At 44.4% G+C, this 17,076-nt stretch carries 16 protein-coding genes, 1 tRNA gene, 1 other RNA gene and 1 pseudogene; 11 read left to right on the top strand and 8 right to left on the bottom strand.

The window, feature by feature from the left end; translation table 11 throughout:
- The first annotated feature begins 5 nt into the window (after positions 1-5).
- Together ED312_RS04845 and ED312_RS04850 are read left to right on the top strand one after the other, a co-directional pair.
- Complete coding sequence (locus ED312_RS04845; protein ID WP_123214885.1) at positions 6-863, top strand: OmpA family protein; 858 nt, start codon at positions 6-8, stop codon at positions 861-863.
- A gap of 21 nt (positions 864-884) precedes the next feature.
- Entirely contained in the window at positions 885-1,397 is a 513-nt protein-coding gene (locus tag ED312_RS04850) for a hypothetical protein (RefSeq protein WP_123214886.1), read from the top strand.
- 436 nt (positions 1,398-1,833) lie between these two features.
- Here ED312_RS04850 and ED312_RS04855 read toward each other — a convergent pair whose 3' ends face one another.
- Positions 1,834-3,459: an ABC-F family ATP-binding cassette domain-containing protein gene (locus ED312_RS04855; RefSeq protein WP_123214887.1), complete on the bottom strand. Its 1,626-nt coding sequence runs from the start codon at positions 3,457-3,459 to the stop codon at positions 1,834-1,836.
- Between the two features lie 186 nt (positions 3,460-3,645).
- Here ED312_RS04855 and ED312_RS04860 point away from each other — a divergent pair, with 186 nt between their 5' ends.
- Positions 3,646-5,061 carry a TlpA family protein disulfide reductase gene (locus ED312_RS04860; RefSeq protein WP_123214888.1) on the top strand — a complete coding sequence of 472 codons (1,416 nt, stop codon included), beginning with the start codon at positions 3,646-3,648 and terminating at the stop codon, positions 5,059-5,061.
- A gap of 34 nt (positions 5,062-5,095) precedes the next feature.
- Here the strand turns inward: ED312_RS04860 and ED312_RS04865 are convergent, their stop codons facing one another.
- Positions 5,096-5,461 carry a winged helix-turn-helix transcriptional regulator gene (locus tag ED312_RS04865; protein WP_123214889.1) on the bottom strand — a complete coding sequence of 122 codons (366 nt, stop codon included), beginning with the start codon at positions 5,459-5,461 and terminating at the stop codon, positions 5,096-5,098.
- A gap of 72 nt (positions 5,462-5,533) precedes the next feature.
- Here ED312_RS04865 and ED312_RS04870 point away from each other — a divergent pair, with 72 nt between their 5' ends.
- Positions 5,534-6,547, top strand: coding sequence for an MsnO8 family LLM class oxidoreductase (locus ED312_RS04870; RefSeq protein WP_123214890.1), 1,014 nt, complete (start codon positions 5,534-5,536; stop codon positions 6,545-6,547).
- 123 nt (positions 6,548-6,670) lie between these two features.
- Here the strand turns inward: ED312_RS04870 and fsa are convergent, their stop codons facing one another.
- The 5 genes from fsa to ffs all read right to left on the bottom strand — a co-directional run bounded on the left by fsa (position 6,671) and on the right by ffs (position 9,606).
- Positions 6,671-7,327 carry a fructose-6-phosphate aldolase gene (fsa, locus tag ED312_RS04875; protein ID WP_123214891.1) on the bottom strand — a complete coding sequence of 219 codons (657 nt, stop codon included), beginning with the start codon at positions 7,325-7,327 and terminating at the stop codon, positions 6,671-6,673.
- A gap of 93 nt (positions 7,328-7,420) precedes the next feature.
- Positions 7,421-8,224 carry an SDR family oxidoreductase gene (locus ED312_RS04880; RefSeq protein ID WP_123214902.1) on the bottom strand — a complete coding sequence of 268 codons (804 nt, stop codon included), beginning with the start codon at positions 8,222-8,224 and terminating at the stop codon, positions 7,421-7,423.
- Between the two features lie 150 nt (positions 8,225-8,374).
- Positions 8,375-8,821, bottom strand: a complete 447-nt coding sequence (locus tag ED312_RS04885) for a hypothetical protein (RefSeq protein WP_123214892.1) — start codon at positions 8,819-8,821, stop codon at positions 8,375-8,377.
- Positions 8,803-9,240 (bottom strand): hypothetical protein, encoded by a 438-nt coding sequence (locus tag ED312_RS04890; protein WP_170164444.1) that lies wholly within the window; start codon positions 9,238-9,240, stop codon positions 8,803-8,805. The genes ED312_RS04885 and ED312_RS04890 overlap by 19 nt, the downstream gene beginning before the upstream one ends.
- Positions 9,241-9,507: 267 nt before the next feature.
- An RNA gene (gene ffs / locus ED312_RS04895) (signal recognition particle sRNA small type) lies at positions 9,508-9,606 on the bottom strand.
- 95 nt (positions 9,607-9,701) lie between these two features.
- Here ffs and ED312_RS04900 point away from each other — a divergent pair.
- Both ED312_RS04900 and ED312_RS04905 read left to right on the top strand, forming a co-directional pair.
- Positions 9,702-10,739, top strand: coding sequence for a glutaminyl-peptide cyclotransferase (locus tag ED312_RS04900; RefSeq protein WP_317125659.1), 1,038 nt, complete (start codon positions 9,702-9,704; stop codon positions 10,737-10,739).
- A 34-nt stretch (positions 10,740-10,773) separates the two neighbouring features.
- A pseudogene (locus tag ED312_RS04905) lies at positions 10,774-11,059 on the top strand (DMT family transporter).
- Here ED312_RS04905 and pepE read toward each other — a convergent pair.
- Entirely contained in the window at positions 11,056-11,766 is a 711-nt protein-coding gene (gene pepE, locus ED312_RS04910) for a dipeptidase PepE (RefSeq protein WP_123214895.1), read from the bottom strand. The pseudogene ED312_RS04905 and the gene pepE sit on opposite strands and share 4 nt — an antisense overlap.
- Positions 11,767-12,166: 400 nt before the next feature.
- On the opposite strand from pepE, the gene ED312_RS04915 reads away from it, so the two are divergent.
- The 5 genes from ED312_RS04915 to ED312_RS04935 all read left to right on the top strand — a co-directional run bounded on the left by ED312_RS04915 (position 12,167) and on the right by ED312_RS04935 (position 16,881).
- Positions 12,167-12,901 (top strand): carboxypeptidase-like regulatory domain-containing protein, encoded by a 735-nt coding sequence (locus tag ED312_RS04915; protein ID WP_123214896.1) that lies wholly within the window; start codon positions 12,167-12,169, stop codon positions 12,899-12,901.
- Between the two features lie 61 nt (positions 12,902-12,962).
- A complete protein-coding gene (locus tag ED312_RS04920; RefSeq protein WP_123214897.1) occupies positions 12,963-13,745 on the top strand; it encodes a carboxypeptidase-like regulatory domain-containing protein in 783 nt (260 codons plus the stop codon).
- A gap of 32 nt (positions 13,746-13,777) precedes the next feature.
- Positions 13,778-14,290 carry a DUF6702 family protein gene (locus ED312_RS04925; RefSeq protein WP_123214898.1) on the top strand — a complete coding sequence of 171 codons (513 nt, stop codon included), beginning with the start codon at positions 13,778-13,780 and terminating at the stop codon, positions 14,288-14,290.
- A gap of 62 nt (positions 14,291-14,352) precedes the next feature.
- A complete protein-coding gene (locus ED312_RS04930) occupies positions 14,353-16,614 on the top strand; it encodes a M1 family metallopeptidase (protein WP_123214899.1) in 2,262 nt (753 codons plus the stop codon).
- A gap of 194 nt (positions 16,615-16,808) precedes the next feature.
- Positions 16,809-16,881, top strand: a tRNA-Pro gene (locus ED312_RS04935).
- Positions 16,882-17,076 lie beyond the last annotated feature (195 nt).

Genomic DNA, 17,076 nt, shown 5'->3' on the forward strand with positions numbered 1-17,076 from the left:
AACATATGAAAAATTTTCTCATTGCCTTTATTTTCTTTTTAATGTGGTCTGCCCTGGGAACATGGGTATATACATGCCATGTGAAGAATTTGTGCATAGACCTTCCCGAAAAAGAAACGGTGGTGACATCACCGAAAGACACGCTTCCTTCCCGCGAAAAGTACGGCGGCATCTTTGCTCCGGAACAATTCGACGATTATTCCATTATCTCCGGGACCGATTCGGTGATTGTTGCCGGTAAGTCCGCAAGTATAGAAAAACTGCTCTTCGATTACCTGAATAAAAACCAGGACAAAGAGGTGTTAATCACGGGCCTGTATAATAATACGGAGAAAAAAGCCCTCGGGCTGGCCAGGGCGGAGACACTCAAAAAACGTTTTACGGCATACGGGATTAATCCGGACCGGATAGCTACAGAAGCCGTTAGTAAAGATTTTAATTTCGATCCCCGGAACCAGTACCGCGGAGGTATCCGGCTGAAAGCCCGGGATCTTACGGAGGACAGAAATGCCCTGGTCGAAAAAGGTATAGCCAACAAAATACTGTATTCACACTTCGGATCGGAAAAATTCCAGCCGGACAATACCTTACAGGCCTATGCCGAAGAACTGAAAAATTACCTGGACAAATACCCCGAAAAGGAAGTAGTCATTACCGGGCATACGGACAATGTAGGATCTGACGAAGCCAACGAGTGGATAGGTATGCAACGGGCCAGAAATGTTATGGAATACCTGATAAAGACAGGTATCCCCGGGGAAAAGCTGAAGATTTTTTCAAAAGGACCTCACGCCCCCCTGGAGAGCAATAACACCCTGGAAGGCCGCCGGAAAAACCGGAGGATAGAAATAAAAGTGAATTAACCATAACCTGAATAAAAGATCATGGACCAATTAGCACCGGTAAATGCAATAGAATACATCGTATTATTTATAATACTCCTGGGGTGTTTCCTCATCGGGTATTTTTTTGCTAAAAATCACAGTTCTAAAAAATACGGAAAGCAGCTGGACGAATGCCTTTCCGAGAAACAATCGCTCCGGGAGAGCCTGAACAAACATGCCCAAAGCACCTTCGGAAATAACAATTCCAACATCAAGGCCAGGAAAACCAGGGACAGGCGAGGGATACTCTATACCCTCCAGGACAGTCCGCTTAATTTTGAACGTATCGGCAGGGCAGACGAAACAGAAAAAGACGACCTCAAAAAAATAAGCGGCATAGGGCCCTTTATCGAAGAAAAACTGAACAGCATAGGTATTTTTACCTTTGAGCAGGTAAGCAGGTTTACAGATGAAGACATGAACCAGGTCACCGAACTTATACAGTTCTTCCCGGGAAGGATCAAACGAGACGACTGGAAGGGACAGGCCACAACCTTAAAAAACAACAAATAGCCTTGCCGGAAAACCGGTGGCTCCCTGATAACCAAACGACAAAATCCCTGCACCGGCAGAAAGTGAACATCTTTTAGCCGGTTGAATGCGGATTAAACAAACCCTCAGGCCAGGAACAGAAAATCATATATTTTGCCCGCTTCGCAAGGGGCCTGCTTCCTACTCCCGCAAATAGTATACTTATGGCCGGGAGTTTTCTTTTGGCACCTGTGAATAATATTCTTGTGGCTACGGGTATTGTTTTAGCTCCTGCAGGTAATCTCCTTATGGCTGTCTCTCTCTGCAATTTGAATTGCTACAATTTTCTCACACCATCAAAAATGCCGGGGCTGAGACCTGCAAGGGAGATCAACAAAAAGTGCCCGGAGGCAGCTTATACAGCCTGTCGGGCACTTTATACATCTTCACGTCCCGAACCCCGGGACAGGCATATATACTATCTCTTATACATTTTCTCCCGTTGTTCACGAATGGCAGGGTCATCCATATAATCATCAAAGGTAAGGTACCTGTCAATAGCACCGTTAGGGGTCAGCTCTATAATCCTGTTGGCCACGGTTTGCGCAAATTCGTGGTCATGCGTGGTAAACATCACCGTACCTTTAAAGTTTTTCAATGAGTTGTTAAATGCTGTGATACTCTCCAGGTCGAGGTGGTTCGTAGGTTCGTCCAGCATCAGTACATTGGCCCGGAGCATCATCATCCTGCTCAGCATACACCGTACCTTTTCCCCTCCCGAAAGTACCCTGCCCGTTTTTAAGGCCTCTTCCCCGCTAAACAGCATCTTTCCGAGAAACCCGCGTACGTAAACCTCTTCTCGCTCTTCTTCGGTTTTTGCCCACTGGCGCAACCAGTCCACCAGGGTGAGGTCGTTATCAAAATACGCCGCATTGTCTACGGGAAGGTATGATTGGGAAGTAGTAACCCCCCATTGATATTTACCGGAATCCGGTTCTTCTTTTCCGTTAATGATCTCGTAAAAGGCCGTGGTAGCCCTGGAATCCCTCGAAATAACTGCCACTTTATCCCCTTTTGCCAGGTTGATATCCACATTCCGGAACAGTACCTCTCCTTCCAGTGAAGCGGAAAGCCCTTCCACGTGAAGGATCTGGTCCCCGGCCTCTCTTTCCTGTTCGAAAATAATGGCGGGATACCTCCGGCTCGAAGGCTTAATATCGTCTATCTTCAGCTTTTCCAGCATTTTTTTACGGGAAGTTGCCTGCTTGGATTTTGCTACGTTAGCACTGAAACGTTGAATAAATTCCTGCAGTTCCTTGGCCTTTTCCTCCGCTTTCTTATTTTGCTGGGCACGCTGTCTTGCCGCAAGCTGGCTACTTTCGTACCAGAAGGTATAGTTTCCGGAATAATGACTTATTTTCCCGAAATCTATGTCCGATATATGCGTGCAGACAGCATCGAGGAAGTGGCGGTCGTGAGAAACCACAATAACCGTGTTGTCGTAATTGGCCAGGAAATTCTCCAGCCAGTTGATGGTTTCGAAATCCAGGTCATTGGTAGGCTCATCCATGATGAGTACGTCGGGGTTACCAAACAGGGCCTGCGCCAGTAAGACCCGTACTTTCAGTTTTCCGTCCATATCCCCCATCGGGGTATAATGAAATTCTTCCGGTATCCCCAGGTTAGACAACAGGGCTGCGGCATCACTGTCCGCACTCCAGCCGTTCATTTCCTCAAACTGCACCTGTAACTCTCCTACCCTTTCACCGTCCGCATCACTGAAATCTTCCTTGGCATAGATGTCGTCCATTTCCTTTTTTATGGCAAACAGCGGTTTGTTTCCCCTTATTACGGTTTCCAGCACCGGATGCTCGTCATAAGCATAGTGATCCTGTTCCAATACGGACATCCGCTTTCCGGGTTCCAGGTGGATATGGCCCGAAGTAGGGTCCATCTTACCGGAAAGAATTTTTAAGAACGTCGATTTCCCGGCTCCGTTCGCACCGATTATCCCGTAGCAATTTCCCTGGGTGAAGGTGACATTGACGTCATCAAATAACACCCGTTTGCCGAATTGTACAGAAAGATTTGATACTGTTAACATTTATTTTATTTTTGAAGTTCGTTTAACTCGATGCAAAAGTAACAAAACGTAAACTATTACAAAGGGTATACCTCACCCTTTTAAGAACATTTTTAACTCGGTATTAACACGCGAACATCCCAAGGTTTGTTAGCTTTGCTGTTACAAATAGTATAGTTCTCAGCGCTATACATTTAAAAGGATTGTATGAGGAACTTGCTGATTGCATTTTTGGTATTACCTTTTATTGGCTGTGATAATCCCAAGAATACCATCGCCTATTTTGGGGGCGAAGTCATAAATCCACGTGATAGCATTGTCGTTTTATACAGAGATGACGAACCCGTAGATACTGCATTATTAAACAGCGAAAACCGTTTTTTGTTCCGGATAAAATTGCGGGATAAAAAGGGAGACCTGTTTAAATTCAGGCACTTCCCGGAATATCAATACGTATTTATCCAGGGGCGCGATAGCGTATTGGCCAGGGTAAATACCCTCAATTTCGACGAATCCCTCGTCTTTTCCGGCAAAGGTGCGGAGAAAAACAATTTCCTGATAGAAATGTATCTTCTGGACGACGACGAACAGAAACTCATCTACAGTTATTACAATCTCGAACCGGCAGATTTCAGCCGGAAAATAGATTCGCTCCGCGATATGAAGATGGAGCAATACGAACACCTTATCGTTACCCAACGGCTTTCGGAGCCGGCCAAAAATGTGGCGAGAGCCTCTATTGATTATCCCAATTACAGGTACCGGGAATTTTACCCGTACATGTATAAAAGACTAAAAAGTACTGACGGAAAAAACGAGGTCAAGATACCGGATGATTTTTACGCCTTTCGCCGTAACGTGAACTATAACGACAGGGAACTGAGATTCTATAAACCGTATTTCGATTTTATGGTATATCACTTTAACGGGCTTGCCTACAACAAGTGTGTTAAAGAATGTCCCCGGGAAGAAGATTTTAACGAAAATTCCGTCCACTACTACATACATAAATTGCAGCTTATAGACGATAAGGTAAAGGAAAAGGGTCTGAAAGATCACCTCTTCCGCAATACCGCTTATACTTATTACTTCGAAGATCAGGATGAAGCTAATAATAAACTCTTCATGGACAAATTCCTGGAACTCGATGGAGACAATAAATATATGGAGGAAGTCGAGTCTCTTTACACCAACATCAGAAAACTTCAGAAAGGGGCCCACATCCCGGCACTGCAACTCGTGGACCTGGAGGGAAATCATACCGACCTGGACCAGGTGTGCCACAATAAAAACACGGTGGTTTATTTCTGGACAATATTTCAGAAAGGACATTCCAAGTACATAAACAAGTATGTAGGCAGCTTACAGAAAGAGTACCCTAAGGTGAACTTCGTAGGCATATGCCTCAACGAAGATTACGACAAATGGACGGAAGCCATTACCCTGAACAATCTGCGCCAGGAGAAACAATACCTGTCACTGAAGAGGGAAAGCATCAGCAAAGGGCTTACCGTAAACAACCTGAATAAGGTGATCGTAGTGGATAAAAAGAATAATATCATCAATGCTTTCACCTATATCCAAAGTCCTGAATTCCGGACTATCCTGAACTCGTTCAATTAAATACGGGAAAAGGGTTCAGCAGCCATATCCTTTCCTATTTTCCGAAAAGGAATTTCCGATGATGTATACCCCAATCGTTCAGAACGGTAATAATGGGCGTTATACTGTCCGCATGCGCAGACCATTTATAGGTAATAACCACAGGGTATGTATTGGAAACTTCCCGGACAATTAAACGGTTCTCCTGTAATATTTTCAATTCTTTGGATAAAATGCGTGGTGAAATATCCCCTATGGCCCTTTCGATAGCTGTAAAACGATGATTCCCGGTGCGTATGGCAATCAGTATCTGTATCCGCCACTTCCCTCCTATTACCTCGAGGGCATCCCGTATGGGATATAAGCTGTTAATACACTCTTTGAACTGTTCTTTCCGGGGAGACACTTTTTCGGGTTTCATCAATATCCTTTAGGTAAGTACTATTTTTTATATAGCGAATATAGAATAATTTTGCAGGAACAAAAAAGAGTTATGAAGCTATCCTATTTAGATCTTTCCCCGGTACCTCTCCACGGCACACGTCGCCAGGCCCTCCGCCAGACCATAGAAACTGCCAGGTTCCTGGAAGAAACGGGTTTTCACAGGTTCTGGGTGGCCGAACACCATAATTCCGAACATTTTGCCGGACGCGTTCCGGAAGTACTCATCCCCGCCATAGCGTCAGAAACCGAGAAAATCCGCGTTGGTTCAGGTGCCGTATTGCTTAACCATTACAGCCCGTTTAAAGTCGCGGAAATATTTTCTACACTCACAGAACTGTTTCCCGGTAGAATAGATCTCGGAATAGGACGGGCAACCACCGGCCCTTATTCCGACCTTGCCCTGCAGCGCAACCGCTCTTACCGGCAGACCACAAACGACTCCACAGAACAACTGGTGGAATTGCTTTCCTGGCTGACAGATGATTTTCCTGAGGACCACCCTTTCTTTAATGAAGTAAAAGTGTTCAGTGACGATGCTTTACCGGATATCTTCCTGCTAGGTTCCAGTGAATGGAGCGCCAGGGCAGCATCCAGATCAGGACTTGCCTACACCTTCGCCGCCTTTATAAATCCTTCACAGGCCCACTATATCACCGGGCTTTATAAAAACCTCTTTCAGCCTTCCGATAAGGTCTACGGGCAACAACAACCGAAACTGTTATTATCCCTCAGTATCTATGCCCATGAAACCGAGAAGCTTGCGGTAGAATTATCTGCCCCGGCACAATATTTTTTTCAACAGTTTTACCGTGGCAATCTAAAAGAAGGGCTATTGCGGGAAGAAGACGCCCTGGAAAAACTGAAAGGCTCCGAGCTCGTGCAAAGACTGTCCGACCCCAGGCAGCCTCACCGGTTCCTTGTAGGCGATATTACTACCATAACCCGCGAACTGAGAACCATTCAGGAAACTTTCGGTGCAGACGAGATTATCGTACAGCTTATTTCTGCCAATCAGAGCAAAAAATTAAAATCCCTCGAATTACTGGCCAGAGCCATGGAATAATATTTTCCCGGTTCCTATTTCGTGGTATCATCACAAAACACAAAAGAAAAAAGCGAAGCTGTTTAATACAACTCCGCCTGTAAGCACCGGACGGGTCCGGGTGTAATATTATTTACCGGGACCTTAAGAATTTCCCTTTTTATAATCTTCGAGGAATTTCTCCAGACCGATATCGGTCAGGGGATGTTTCAGCAACCCAGTGATAGAAGAAAGCGGCCCGGTCATTACATCTGCTCCTATTTTGGCACATTCGATAACGTGCATGGTATGACGAACAGATGCAGCCAGTATCTCGGTTGAAAAATCGTAATTATCATAAATCTGGCGTATTTCGGCAATGAGGTTTAACCCGTCGGTAGAAATATCGTCCAGTCTTCCGATAAAAGGAGAAACATAAGCTGCTCCGGCCTTAGCCGCCAGCAGGGCCTGTCCGGCAGAGAATACCAACGTACAGTTGGTGCGGATCCCTTTATCCGTAAAGTACTTTATGGCCTTTATTCCGTCCTTTATCATAGGAACCTTTACCACGATCTGCTCGTGCAGTTCTGCCAGCTCCTCTCCTTCCTTTACCATGTTTTCAAAATCGGTAGCGATTACTTCGGCGGAAACATCACCTTCCACAATATTACATATATCCACATAATGTTTCAGGATATTGTTTCTCCCTGTAATACCTTCTTTGGCCATAAGGGACGGGTTGGTGGTAACTCCGTCGAGAACACCCAGCGCCTGGGCTTCTTCGATCTGTTGCAGATTGGCAGTGTCTATAAAAAACTTCATTTTTTTTGACTTTTAATATGTTGGATTTTTATTTATTCGGGTCTGACTGTTATCCCATTGCCAAAAGGGCTTATAGTAACAAAGACTACAAATCTACAATTTATAATGGTTCATCAGTAATTTTTCATATGTTTTATCCGGTAAAACCCGTTTAAGCACTATAGAAAACTTTTGCATAAAAGCCCCTACTTTGTAATGGACAGCTGGCGATTTTTGCTGCATAATACGGTATACCGCCTTCGCCATGTTTTCCGGGTCTCCTCCCGAATCCACATGTTCGTTCATGGTCCTCAGAATATCGCCATACACTTTTTCATAAGGCGACCCTTTTATGACCGGGGCGTGGTACCTGCCTGCGGCGATATTGGTCGCGAAATCCCCCGGGGCCACATTTACGGCTTGTACACCAAAAGCCCCGATCTCCATACGCAATGCTTCCGTAAGCAATTCCAGGGCTCCTTTGGAAGCGGAATAGATACCGCGATAAGGCAGTCCCATATATCCCGCAATAGAAGTGACATTGATAATAAGTCCTCTCCCCTGTTCCCGCATATGCGGAAGGACAGCCTTTATAACCCGCATAGGGCCAAAAACATTCGTTTCGAAATTGTTAAGCATTTCCGCATCCGGGATCTCTTCCAGCGGACCTGTGATTCCCACCCCGGCATTGTTGACCAGGACATCAATACGCGCTTCGATATTGATAAGGTTTTTCACCGCTTCGTCAATACTTTCCTTTTCCCGGACGTCCATCCTGAGCAAGGGAAAAACAGAACCCGTTACCTTCTGCGGATTCCTGCTCGTGCCATAAACCTTATACCCTTTGGTTATGAGAAACTCCCCTATGCATTTACCAATGCCGGAAGACCCTCCGGTAATTAGAACTACTTTTGACATGAAATATTTTTTATCCCTTATCGGAACCAACAAACGAAGATACTTTTTTTAAGTTAAAAACCCCTGAAAAAACAAAAATAAACCCTGTTGAAAAATTACTAGTTATCAGAGGATCAGCTTCCGCTCCGCAAGGATTACAGGAACACAAGGCTACCCTTTACGTATTGGTTTTTTAACCTGTTTCCACACTTTCCTGGTCCCCACATAAGCTTTTTTGTCCGATTTCAGGTAACGCGAACTCAAAACCACCAGAAGCGCCACACAGGCTGTTGTTCCCAAAGCACCTCCGTATCCATGGAAATAATCGCTCATATTCAGGAGGATAATACCGTAAATAACAGCCGCCAGGCTGATTCCGAAATAACTTGTGGTCTGCCTTCCCGATACCATACCCACAAAAGTGGCGCCGATAAAGACAACGGGAATAGTTTCCGCCAGGGACTGCGAAAGAACATCCGGAAAAATTTTAAAAAACAGGGCGACAATCATGCTCAGCGTGGCCGAAGAACGCACCGGCGACCAGGCAAAACGATTACAACAATAATACGTGCCCAATGCTCCTGCCAATGCTGTTATTACTAATACCAGAAACTCCATAAATTCAGTAATTGGTAAATAAATGAGGCGATGACTACTCCCAGAAAAGCCAGTGTGCCCAGTTTTCCTCCTACACCGTACAGAAAGTTTTTGGAGAACATGAGAAAAAAGGCCGTAATAATCGCCGCTATTATAACAAAAGTAAACCCGTTGGCCACCTCGGGCGTGGACATCCCGATAAAAGCCCCGCAGTAAATAACTTCCGGCAATCGCGATAAATAAACCGATTGCTTATTGATACGAGGTAGACAGGAGGCCGTAAACCCGGTAATCGAACCACCCAGAACAGGACCCAGCCCCAGTTTTTGGTTTAAAACGAAAGCGACCAGGGCACCGGCCGGGACCCAAAGCACAAGACGCCAGGAATCATAATCGAATCCGTCTATATGTAAAGGCGATTTCAGATAGGAAAAAAGCATGATAAACAGCAAAATGCCGATGAAGACCAGAACATACACAGGGGCCTTGTATTCTATTAAAATTATAAATAAAAAGATAAAGTGGATTAAAAATAAGGACCATATTAATCCGTTCCTGACAAAGTTGCTTTTTGATGGCAAATTCATGGCGCGAAAATAAAAAGATATAAGAAAATTATAAAGGAAAAACGCCTGACAATTTTAACGCAATCCGTAAGTTTTGTGAAACCATTCCTGTCGCCGGAACAGGAAACTTGAGGGCACAAAAAAAGGCAAGCTACCTACATCGCACCGCTACGACCGCATACCCTTGCTGCGTTCCCACCCTGGGGGATTCTGCAGGAGCTGGTCGTGTAGGACTTGCCGGGTGCAAAGTTACTCCTTTTTTATATTTTGCCAAAGGTTTTACCATCTTAATTTTATTGAATAAATTGCCATTCCTTAAATAAACTTTCATGAAAATGTTCAAGTGGCTAATTGTCAATATACTGTTTTGTTTCTTTATGGCCTGTAACGGTGAGAAGGCCCCTTCAAAAAAGTTTTCCATACAGCTGGGAAAAGGGCTGGACAAGGTACAATACAACCAGAAGGTAAAGGCAACCATAAGGAACAAGAAAAAAATAGACATAGATTCTGTTACTTACAGCATCGACGGTAAAAGAATGGATACGGACGGAGAAAACCTGACGTTTACCGGGATAGACCTGGGGCACCGCAACCTGGAAGCTACCGTTTATTACGAAGGGAAATCGGATAAAATATATAAGCAGGTGGCTGTTCTTGCCGAAAAAGCCCCTGAATTATACACCTATACTATCCTGCACGAATACCCGCACGACAGCAATGCCTTTACCCAAGGCCTGGAGTTCCTCAATGATACGCTCTACGAGAGCACCGGGAGACGGGGAGAATCATCCCTGCGGAAAATAAATTACCGCACAGGGGAAATTCTTCAGAAGATCGGGTTGGATTCCATGTATTTCGGGGAAGGGCTTACCATTATGGACCATAAAATATACCAGCTCACCTGGAAAGCCAATACCGGCTTCGTCTATGACATGGAATTCAATAAAATAAAAGATTTTCCTTACGGCAGCAGTAAAGAAGGCTGGGGCCTGTGCAATGACGGTACCCAGATCTACAAAAGTGACGGTACCGAAAAAATATGGATACTGGACCCCGAAACCCTGGAAGAAAAAGACCATATCGAAATTGTCACCAATACTTCCGTCTTTTCCCGTGCCAACGAACTGGAATTCGCGCACGGCAGGATATATGCCAATACCTGGCAGAAAGACGGGGTTATGATCATTAACCCCGGCACCGGGGCCATTGAGGGTGTTATCGATTTTCGCGGACTTAAGGACAAGGTGACCCAGAACAAAAACCTGGATGTCCTTAACGGCATAGCATATCACCCCGGCAACGATTCCTTTTTCGTCACGGGGAAAAACTGGGATAAGATTTTCGAAGTAAAGGTCATCAGAAAGCAGGACTAAAAGTCATTTTCCACAACTTATTACAATACACCATATGCATTGGTTAACCCTTATAATAGCCGGTCTCTTTGAAGTAGGTTTCACCTTCTGCCTGGGAAAGGCCAAAGAGACTGCCGGACCTGCTTCCTATTGGTAGATAGCCGTTTTTTTCCTCTCCCTTTCCCTGAGTACGTACCTCCTCTACCACGCTACACAGGTCTTACCCATATGTACAGCCTATGCCGTATGGACCGGCATAGGCGCCGGTAGACTTCTGGAGACTGTTTTTTATAACCACGCTTATCCTGTCTATCATCGGGTTAAAGGTATTTTCCCATTAGAACGGCCCGAACGGTATTTTACTGTTGTTCTCTAGTTCATAAGCCTCCTTTCCCTGCTCGAATATACGTGCGGAAAGTTCTCCTTTCAGAATAATATCATCTCCGGAAACCTCCAGCCAGCTACCTTCCCGAAGGCCTATAACCGGTTGAGTATTGATGCGGTGAAATTCCTTTATCCGGGTTTCACGGGTTTCCCCCATATGCCTGCTCCCGGTATCCGGGTCCAGGTAATGCGGGTTTATATTAAAGGGTACCAGTCCCAGTGTCTTGAAACTCGGAGGATAAACAATAGGCATATCGTTGGTAGTCTGCATGGTGAGCCCCGTGATATTGGCCCCTGCACTCGTGCCAAAATATAACGTGCCGTCAAGAACCGCCTGTCGCAAAAGTTCCATTATCCCGTTTTTATATAACTGTGTTACCAGCAGGAATGTGTTTCCTCCCCCGGTAAATACCGCTTCAGCCCTCCGGATAGCTTCCTTCGGGTCTTCAAAAGTATGGATACCTCTTATCCTTTTCCCTATTTTTCCGAAACCTTTACGCGCCACTTCCGTATATTCGTCGTGGGTAATCCCTCCCGGACGGGCATAAGGGATAAAAAGAATCTCATCAGTTGTAGCAAAAAACTCCTGGAGACGTGGTAAAATATAAGATAAATAGGTACTGCCATGCACTGTGGAAGTACTGGCTATAATAAGTTTCTTCATACGGATGTTTTCGTATTATGGTTTAACTCAGATTTTTTGTAAATTTAAATATTGTATTTAACCCGTTCCGCATTTTAATAGATTTTCTCCGTAAGGCCGACATTCCTTTTAAAATGCACAACAGCAGATTGTATTTAACAAAATTTTAATTGTCCTGTGGTTTTTTTTCCGGTAATCTTGTGTTTTCTTTATCCGGAGGAAAAATAACTGCCTTCTGTACGAAAGGAAATCTCCCGGATTGCGTTTATCAGGTACGGACAGACAGAAAAAGTCAACTACCCCGGGGGCAAGCCCGCGAGGTAAGAGGCGGAAACCATAGATTACTTTTCGGCGCAAACGTCGGAGCATTTAATCCCTATAATTGTCGGGACACTTAGTGAGTAAAAACCAAAATGACCCTATGCGAAAAATATTTTTTATTCTGATACTTATTAGTACGTTCACCACCTATGCTCAAGACGACAACAGGGTTATTCTCCGGGGAAAAGTATTGTACAAAAACACGAACGTTCCGAATCAGAACGTTATAAATATAGATACGGAAAGAGCTACTATTACCAACAGGGACGGTGAATTTGAGATTTATGTGAAATCGGGAGACCACCTTGCATTTTCCGCCGTAAACTATCAGTTAAAGACCATACTGGTAACTGACAGTATATTAAACAATAGCCGCCTGGTTATAGAAGTAAACGAGAAGGTAAACGAACTGGACGAAGTGGTGGTAACGCCGGATAACGAAGAAAAATTCCTTGAACTGAAGGGAGAGGAATTCAAGAAATTCGATTATGAAGAGGATTATTCTTCCGTGGCAACCAACATGGCAACTCCCGAACACCAGCTGCAACACGGAATCAACTTTGTAAACATATTCAAGGCTCTTTTCCAGGCGGATAAGCAGGGAGAAGGACCGAAAAGACAACTCAAGGTCAGCGAAGTGCTCCGACAGGTGTACAACGATGAGTTTTTCGTGGCCGACCTGAAAATCCCCCAGGATAAAATAGACGATTTCCTCTATTACTGCGACGACAGAATACCAAGGCAATCTCTCCTGCGTAAAGACAATGAATTTGAACTTATAGAGTTCCTGGTACAACAAAGTGAAAACTACCGGGAAAGCCTGAAAAAAGAATAGTCCGGTTTCATCTATACCAAGAAAATCACCGTACACCACGTAGAACCCATAACCACAGGTATTGCAACAATCGAGAAAAAACAAGGTCTTGCTCCTGCTCTTGCCGTTTTCCCTTTATGGTATCCACGCGCAAAACAGGTTAAAAGGCAAAGTGGAAAGTTCCTTTTCAGATGTCACCGGGGTCCATGTTATAAATAAGACTCAGGAATCCGCCACCATTACCGATGCCTATGGTTATTTTGATATCCCCGCACAGGAAGGTGACACCCTCCTGTTCTCCGCCGTACAGCTCCGGAAAGAAGAGATCATTGTCACCGCCGGCATCCTGCAAACTCCTTCCTTTGTCATACACCTTACGGAACAGGTGACCGAACTGGATGAAGTGGTCTTAAAAAACCTCACCGGAAACCTCGATACTGATCTCAGAAGAATTAGGACAGACAGTGTTACCGCCATTCATATGGGATTGCCAAATGCCACCAAACGTCTCCCTACCCAAACCGAACGCAGGCTAAACGAAGCGACTACGGGCGGAGGGTTTATTCCGCTGAACCCTATTATAAATGCGATAAGCGGACGGACCCGAATGCTGAAGGACAGGCTCCAAAAGGAACGGGAAACAGCAAAACTTGAAAAAATCCGCGTCAGCTTTAACAAAGATTTTTTCATTTCTCTCGGCATTCCCGAAGAAAAGATATACGATTTTTTATACTTTTGTTCTGTTCAGGCCGGGTATAACCAAATCCTGGGCGCAGACAACAACATGCTCCTGCAACAGTTTTTACAAAAACAGGCGGAAGCTTATATAAAACTAAACACCTCCCCCCTTATTTCAAAAGATTGACCTGCCGGAACCCTCTATTGAAATTCTGTATAATGCATTATATTAAAAAAATTAGTGTCCTTTTTATTTTACTGCCCCTGCTGGCCTTTACAGGTATGCATAAGTTTTACGTCAGCACCACAGAGGTAAACTACGATGAAAAATCACAGGCCGTACAGGTTATTTCACGGGTCTTTGCAGACGACCTGGAAAAGACCATAGACGCCCGTTATGGTATAAAATCCGGACTGGTCACTTCCAGGGAACATCCGGAGGCAGATGCTTACCTGGAAAAATACTATGCTTTGAAATTGAATATCAGGGTAAACGGGGAAAAAACAAAATTCAACTACCTGGGTAAAGAATTCAAGGATGATATGGTAGTCTCTTACCTGGAAATCCCCGGTACCCCTCTCCCCTCTTCCATAGAAATCGAAAATAAGTTGCTCTACGAAACCTATCCGGAGCAACAGAATATCGTACATATACGCTCCGGTGATACCCGGAAAAGTTTTTTATTGCGGAAAGACGATGACCGGTGCATGTTAAAGTTTAAACGGAAATAATGACATCTTTCGAAAAATACATAATTTGCAACTTTATTTCATTTACTAACACAACTCAAAATATGAACGCATCCCGATTATTTCTCTCCTGTTCTCTTGCTTTATTTTTATGCGGTGGCATATATGCCCAGGAAAAACCACAGCAGGGACATAAGAATACCAATAAATTCCGCCAGATGTACCGGGAATTCACTTCACCCAACATGTTCCGGACGGCATCCGGTGCTCCCGGTCCTGCCTACTATCAGCAGCAAGCCGATTATAAAATAGCTGTGGAACTGGACGATAAGAACCAGAAACTATACGGGGAAGAAACCATTACCTATACTAATAACTCCCCTGATAAACTGGAATATCTCTGGGTACAACTCGATCAGAATATCCGTGCCAAAGACTCTCCCGCCTTGCAGAAAGACAGTGAAAATATGTCTCCCGCGGATACGCCGGACAGGTTTACCGACAAATACCTGAAAAGACCTTTTGACGGAGGGTTCAATATAGAATATGTAAAAGACTCCAAAGGGAAAGCGTTGCCATATGTCATTAATTACACAATGATGCGTATCGATATCCCCGAGCCTCTTAAGCCCGGAGAGAAGATATCCTTTGCCATCAAATGGTGGTACAACATCAACAACCATATTACAAACCGTGCCCGCAGTGGCTTTGAGCATTTTCCGAAGGACGGTAACAATGCCTATATCATAGCCCAGTTCTTTCCCCGCATGGCGGTATATAACGATTCCGAAGGCTGGCAGAACTACCAGTTCTGGGGCAGCGGGGAATTTGCCCTGCCATTCGGTAATTACGAAGTAAATATTACGGTTCCTGCCGATCATGTCCTGGAAGCTACGGGCGAACTGCAAAACCGTAAAGATGTGTTTACCAAAACCATGCTGGACCGTTACGAAAAGGCTACCAAATCTTTTGACAAACCTGTGATTATCGTAACGCAGGAAGAAGCAGAAGCCAGGGAACAATCGTTCTCGGACAAGAAAAAAACCTGGAAGTTCAAAGCAGAAAATGTTCGTGATTTTGCCTTCACGACCTCCAGAAAATATATTCTAGATGCCATGGCCGTAAAGATCGGGGATAAAACCGTTATGGCCGAATCGCTATACCCAAAAGAAGGAAACCCGCTGTGGGAAGAATATTCGACCAAAGTAGTTGCGCATACGCTGAAATCATACTCCAGCCACACGTTTGACTACCCTTATCCGAAGGCTATTTCGGTACATGCCAAAAACCAAGGCATGGAATATCCCATGATCTGCTGGAACCACGGAAGGCCAGATGAGGACGGCACCTACTCCGATAGGGTAAAATACGGTATGATAAGTGTTATTATCCACGAAGTAGGGCACAATTTCTTCCCCATGATCGTTAATTCCGATGAAAGACAGTGGGGATGGATGGACGAAGGGCTGAATACCTTTCTGCAATACCTGACCGAACAGGACTTTATGGAGAACTACCCGTCCAGACGTGGAAAACCTTCCACTATGGTAACTTATATGAAAGGGAACCAGGATTTTATAGCCCCTATTATGAGCAATCCCGAAAATGTTTACCAGCTGGGGAACAACGCATACGGAAAACCGGCAGCCGGGCTCACTATATTGCGCGAAACTATTATGGGGCCAGAACTTTTTGATTATGCCTTTAAGACCTACGCACAGCGATGGATGTTCAAACATCCCAACCCGGAAGATTTTTTCCGCACCATGGAAGACGCATCGGGTGTAGAACTGGACTGGTTTTGGCGGGGCTGGTTCTATACCACGGATTATGTGGATATAGGAGTCAAGGACGTTAAGAAATTTTATGTAGCCCCTCACCCCAGTAATGAAGTAAAGGCTGTTATGGCTGCCAGGAATATTCCGGAAAATGCTCCGCTGATATTTATGGCCGAAGAAGGAATGGAAAACTACAGCGAGACACTCAAAAACGGGACTCTGCTCGATCATTCCACCCCGTTGAAAGAATATATTCTCGATAACTTTACACCGGAAGAAAGGGCACGATTAAAGCAGCCAAAATACTTTTTCGAGGTTACTTTCGAAAAACCGGGTGGAATGCCCATGCCGCTTATCGTAGAATATACCTATGCCGACGGTAGTAAAGAAACCGTGAAATACCCTGTAGAGATCTGGCGGAAGAATGATGCGGAAGTCTCTAAAGTGATCCCTGCCGATAAAGAAATTACACAAATTACGGTAGATCCCGGAGCAGAAACCGCAGATGTGGATACCTCAAATAATTTATGGCCGCGGAAAGCGACCAAATCAGAATTCGATACCTTTAAAGAAAAGGTCAATCAATAACGGATATGCAACGGGCGTCCTCCTTATCGGAACGCCCGTTTTTATTTGCCTTCTTCGGAAAGAACACATAATCAATACCGTAAAACCGGAAGTTAATTTTTGTTTCTTCATTATGTTTTCCACTTTATATTTTTTCTGTATATTCGCGCAGAATTAAAGAAAGCGTTCTTTTATTTAATAAGTCAAAAGACTATCGGGGTGTGGCGCAGTTGGTAGCGTACACGCATGGGGTGCGTGTGGTCGCTGGTTCGAGTCCAGTCACCCCGACTTTCCAGTATCAAAAGCATTGTTAATCATTTTATTTTCAATGCTTTTTGTTTTTAGTTATAGCATTTAATATCGTTTGTATTCACCTGAATTCACCCAATCTGGTGAACAAATCGGTGAATAGTTGTTCTTCAGAGGCACTTTCAGAAGTAAATAAACATTTGTAATTCAGTTAATTAATTCGTAAATTAGAAA

The organism is Sinomicrobium pectinilyticum (genome assembly GCF_003725735.1).
Lineage (GTDB): Bacteria > Bacteroidota > Bacteroidia > Flavobacteriales > Flavobacteriaceae > Sinomicrobium > Sinomicrobium pectinilyticum.

Excerpts from the sequence above, each read along its gene's own strand:
- ED312_RS04870 (WP_123214890.1), top strand. The coding sequence starts at position 5,534 with ATGAAGCTATCCTATTTAGATCTTTCCCCGGTACCTCTCCACGGCACA.
- pepE (WP_123214895.1), bottom strand. The coding sequence starts at position 11,766 with ATGAAGAAACTTATTATAGCCAGTACTTCCACAGTGCATGGCAGTACC.
- ED312_RS04900 (WP_317125659.1), top strand. The coding sequence starts at position 9,702 with ATGTTCAAGTGGCTAATTGTCAATATACTGTTTTGTTTCTTTATGGCC.
- ED312_RS04925 (WP_123214898.1), top strand. The coding sequence starts at position 13,778 with ATGCATTATATTAAAAAAATTAGTGTCCTTTTTATTTTACTGCCCCTG.
- ED312_RS04865 (WP_123214889.1), bottom strand. The coding sequence starts at position 5,461 with ATGAAACCCGAAAAAGTGTCTCCCCGGAAAGAACAGTTCAAAGAGTGT.
- ED312_RS04860 (WP_123214888.1), top strand. The coding sequence starts at position 3,646 with ATGAGGAACTTGCTGATTGCATTTTTGGTATTACCTTTTATTGGCTGT.
- ED312_RS04850 (WP_123214886.1), top strand. The coding sequence starts at position 885 with ATGGACCAATTAGCACCGGTAAATGCAATAGAATACATCGTATTATTT.
- ED312_RS04890 (WP_170164444.1), bottom strand. The coding sequence starts at position 9,240 with ATGCTTTTTTCCTATCTGAAATCGCCTTTACATATAGACGGATTCGAT.
- ED312_RS04845 (WP_123214885.1), top strand. The coding sequence starts at position 6 with ATGAAAAATTTTCTCATTGCCTTTATTTTCTTTTTAATGTGGTCTGCC.
- ED312_RS04930 (WP_123214899.1), top strand. The coding sequence starts at position 14,353 with ATGAACGCATCCCGATTATTTCTCTCCTGTTCTCTTGCTTTATTTTTA.
- ED312_RS04915 (WP_123214896.1), top strand. The coding sequence starts at position 12,167 with ATGCGAAAAATATTTTTTATTCTGATACTTATTAGTACGTTCACCACC.
- ED312_RS04885 (WP_123214892.1), bottom strand. The coding sequence starts at position 8,821 with ATGGAGTTTCTGGTATTAGTAATAACAGCATTGGCAGGAGCATTGGGC.
- fsa (WP_123214891.1), bottom strand. The coding sequence starts at position 7,327 with ATGAAGTTTTTTATAGACACTGCCAATCTGCAACAGATCGAAGAAGCC.
- ED312_RS04855 (WP_123214887.1), bottom strand. The coding sequence starts at position 3,459 with ATGTTAACAGTATCAAATCTTTCTGTACAATTCGGCAAACGGGTGTTA.
- ED312_RS04880 (WP_123214902.1), bottom strand. The coding sequence starts at position 8,224 with ATGTCAAAAGTAGTTCTAATTACCGGAGGGTCTTCCGGCATTGGTAAA.